The 3,425-nt window shown below is 72.1% G+C and carries 5 protein-coding genes; all 5 read right to left on the bottom strand.

What is annotated here, in order from left to right:
* Nucleotides 1-15 precede the first annotated feature (15 nt).
* Entirely contained in the window at nucleotides 16-495 is a 480-nt protein-coding gene (locus JHN45_RS51215) for a hypothetical protein (protein ID WP_236585034.1), read from the bottom strand.
* Between the two features lie 22 nt (nucleotides 496-517).
* On the bottom strand, nucleotides 518-1,210 hold the full coding sequence (locus JHN45_RS51210; protein WP_201056340.1) for a hypothetical protein: 693 nt from the start codon (nucleotides 1,208-1,210) through the stop codon (nucleotides 518-520).
* A 6-nt stretch (nucleotides 1,211-1,216) separates the two neighbouring features.
* A complete protein-coding gene (locus JHN45_RS51205) occupies nucleotides 1,217-1,750 on the bottom strand; it encodes a hypothetical protein (RefSeq protein ID WP_201056339.1) in 534 nt (177 codons plus the stop codon).
* The gene (locus tag JHN45_RS51200; protein ID WP_201056338.1) at nucleotides 1,747-2,454 is read right to left on the bottom strand and encodes an Imm52 family immunity protein; all 708 of its coding nucleotides are present in this window, start codon (nucleotides 2,452-2,454) and stop codon (nucleotides 1,747-1,749) included. Before JHN45_RS51200 ends, JHN45_RS51205 begins: the two co-directional genes overlap by 4 nt.
* Nucleotides 2,455-2,572: 118 nt before the next feature.
* A partial coding sequence (locus JHN45_RS51195; RefSeq protein WP_236585033.1) for a Tox-REase-5 domain-containing protein occupies nucleotides 2,573-3,425 on the bottom strand: 853 nt, incomplete at its 5' end.

Raw genomic sequence — 3,425 nt, 5'->3', positions numbered from 1 at the left:
GTTGAGGGTGGGGGCTCAGGTGACGGTGGAGCCGGGGCCGTAGGGGGGCAGGTCCGGTACCGGTGCTGCCACGTCGTAGACGTGGAACGGGTGGAGCGCGGCGTCCGCGCCGTAGCCCGTCTCGTCCGACTCCATGCTGCATCTGACCGTACGGCCGTCCGGGACCGCGGCCCAATTGGCGCTCGGTGGAAAGGACTCGGCGGGGTAGAGGACCGAACTGCCCACCCTGGCCGCGATACCGAGGGCGAGGTCCGCCTCCGTGAGGCCGCCCGTGGCGGAGTCGGTGACGGTGATGTCGAGGGAGAGCGTGACGTCGCCCGGGGGCAGCGGGCAGTAGGTGCAGAGCACCGGGGCCGCCCAGTTGCGGTCCTCCTGGTCCCGGTCCCCCACGTCCACGGCCTCCTCGGGCAGGCCCAGCAAGTCCGCGAGGGCGCGCCGGATTTCGGCGGGACGCGGCTCCGCCACGATGAAGAGGTTCGCGAGCAACATCGTCAACCTCGCCTGCTTTTCGGCTCGTTCACGGGGACAGTGTCCCGTCCGCCGTCAGACGGGCGAGGGCCTCACGGCTTCGGGGGACGGTGCCGTGCCAGCGGAGCATCGACACGGCCCGGTCGGTGGCGACGCCGAACCGGGCGTACCGCTCGGCGAGTTCCATCGCCCACGGGGTCACGAGGGTGTCGTCGTCCACGCACATGCCGAGCCACGTGAAGACCTCTCCGACGATCCAGCCCTCGATCCAGCTCACCCACCGCCGGACGAAGCGCTCCGCCTCCGCGCCGTCCGCATCCCCGGGCACACCGGGGATGCCGAGCAGCGCACACTCCCGCATCGCCTCGGCCATGCGCTCCTCGGTGACCTGGTCGGCGTAGGGCATGAACTCCCGTAGCACGACCCGGATGTGGAGCCAGGTGGGCTCGTCCTCGTCCTCGTCCTCGTCCTTGTTCTTGTTCTTGTGTTCGTCGCCGGTCCAGTCGGGGGCGGGGACGGGGTCGGGTACCGGGGCCTCGGGTGCGCAGGCCTCCAGGATCGCCCGCGCACGGGCGATGTTCGCCCGGGTCTCCGGGAGTTCACGGGGCCAGGTGAAACCGGTGTCCCAGGAGTAGGGGAGTTCTCGTACGACGGGAGGCAGCAACGGGTGTTCTCCGGGAGCCGGTCGGCGCCCCCCGCTGCCCTCCTGGGTCAGGTCGTCGCGCGGATCTCCGCTCGGCACGACGGCTCACCCGTCTTCCCGCAGCTCGGTGATCGGGCGGTCGGTGACAGCGGCGCAGAGGATCATGGGTGCTTCGGCGTCGGACTGGCCGAGGGAGACGGCCAGCCAGCGTGCGGTCGCTTCCGGGCCGTTCGGCAGTGGTCCCCAGACCGTGAGGTCGCCCAACAGGTCCTCGTCGCACAGCGCTTGGAACAGGGCGGGCATCGGGTCTCCCGCGATCTTGCGGAACAGCGGTACGCGCATGGGGACTTCGCGGTGTGCACCGAATCGGCGGTCCAATGCGCCGATGAGGGCGGTCAGTTGGGCTTCGGCGGCCTCCTCCGCCGCGTTCCACTCGGGTGCGTACACGCCGGTGAGGGGCTTGCCCACCAGGAGGGGGACGATCACGAAGCCCTCGCCTCCGGTCCCGGTCCACTCCCCCGTGACCGGATCGCCCTCGCTCACTGTCGGCCCGGTCGCCGGAAGAGGCCCGGTGAGCAGCGCGTCGAGGTCCGGGAACGCCCGGTCGGGCTCCCCCGGTTCGCCCGCGCCGGCGGTCACAGCGTGGCCCGGTCCATGGGGCGCGGCAGGGGCCGTAGGGCGCCGGACTCCCGCAGCCGTTCGAAGGCCCGGACCACGGTGTCCACGTCGCCCTCCGGCGCGATGTCGAGCAGCAGGCCGCCGCCGGGCAGCGCGGCGCGTGGCGCGGTCAGGTCGTCCGGCACCAACTCGCCGCGCGCCGGGGAGAGATAGCCGGCCCGGCCGACGCACGGCTCACCGACGCCGTACCCGGCCTCGTCCTCCAGCGCGTCCAGTACGTCGTCGTCGGTCACGTCACCGAAGTCGGGCGCCCAGAACTCGGCCACGGCGGTGAGGAGTTCGGCGGCGGGGAGGACCGCGCCCGCCGGCGGGCGGATGCCGATCACCAGCGACTGGAGCAGGAACTCGGAGTCTCCGCCCGCGAGTCCGCTCACCTCGACCGTCCAACCCGGTGCGCCCGCGGCGGTCAGCCGGAGCGCCGTACCGGTCCCCTTCGCCCAGTCGTCGGCGGCACGGGCGGCCTGGAGGGCGGCACGCAGGCTGTCGGTGTCCGTCGACAGTGGAGCGGCCGGGCCGCCCGACGCGCCGGCCATGTCCCACTGCCCGGGCAGAGCGGCTTCCGGGAGGAGCAGGGCGAGCCGGTCCAGCGTCGCCGCCCAGCGATCGGCCAGTTCCTCGACCGACTCCTCCCTGGGGCCCCAGAAGCCCCGCACCAGACGTCGCATCTCCTTCTCCGCCTCCGTCGTAGCCAGGTGTCGTAGCCAGGTGTCGTAGCCAGGTGTCGTAGTCAGATTTCTTAGCGGGTCCGGCTGCCGTCCGCCGGCTGCCGTCACCCTAGTCGAGCTAGTCGAACGCGCCCGGCTTGCGCGTTCCGCCGACCGGCTTCTGCTTCTCGTAGACGACCCTGACGTCGAGCCCCTCGTCGCGGAACGCCCGCCGGGCCGCCTTCGCCACGTCCGCGTTGGAGAAGTGCCACTCGATGGTCTTGCCGCCCGCCGCGGCGATCTGCCGCCGCGCCTCGGTGACGAACTCGGTCTTCCCGGACGCGGTCAACTCCCCCTGGCTGGACTTGGAGAGGTAGCCCTCGTAACCGTTCTTCGCCTCCAGGTACGTCTGCCTGCCCGCGTCCCAGCCGTCGAACTCGACGTCGGGCACACCCTCCTTGGGGTACGGGACCACGTACTCCTCGCCGCGGACCGTGCCGGTGACCTGCTCCTGGTAGCGGAGCCACGACTCGTTCTTCCAGTTGGGCGCGGGGTTGCGGTCACGGCTCGCCCAGTAGCCGTCGCCGCTGTCGGCGTCGCCGAGCGTGCGGTTCTTCAGGTCTGCGGCCCAGTCCGGCGGGTTGTAGTTGCGCGGGTCGGAGGTGTCGTTGTGCCTGGGGTCGGGGTACTGCTTCTTGCTCTCCGCGGCCTTCGCCGCGCGGCCGGGCTCCTCCGCCCGTTTCTTCGCCAGGTAGGCCTCCCGCTCGTCCTTCCGGGCCTCCTCCGCCTCCTTCTTGGCATCCTCGTCGCAGCCGTCCTCGGCGAGCAGGACGTACGGGGAGGACGGAGCTGCGGCCAGCACCGTGGTGCCGGTGCCGCCGCCTCCGAACGCGGGGCCACCGCTGCCGCCGTACGGGATCCGACGGCTGGGCGCGCCGATGACGCAGCCGGACTCGCGGGCCTTCTTCTCGGCCGCGTCCGCCGCGTCGTCG

Origin of the sequence: Streptomyces sp. MBT53, assembly GCF_016654115.1 — a bacterium.
GTDB lineage: Bacteria > Actinomycetota > Actinomycetes > Streptomycetales > Streptomycetaceae > Streptomyces.
The sequence above is the reverse complement of the archived record's forward strand: the minus strand, read 5'-3'. Positions and strand labels throughout refer to the sequence as shown.

Excerpts from the sequence above, each read along its gene's own strand:
- JHN45_RS51200 (WP_201056338.1), bottom strand. The coding sequence starts at position 2,454 with ATGCGACGTCTGGTGCGGGGCTTCTGGGGCCCCAGGGAGGAGTCGGTC.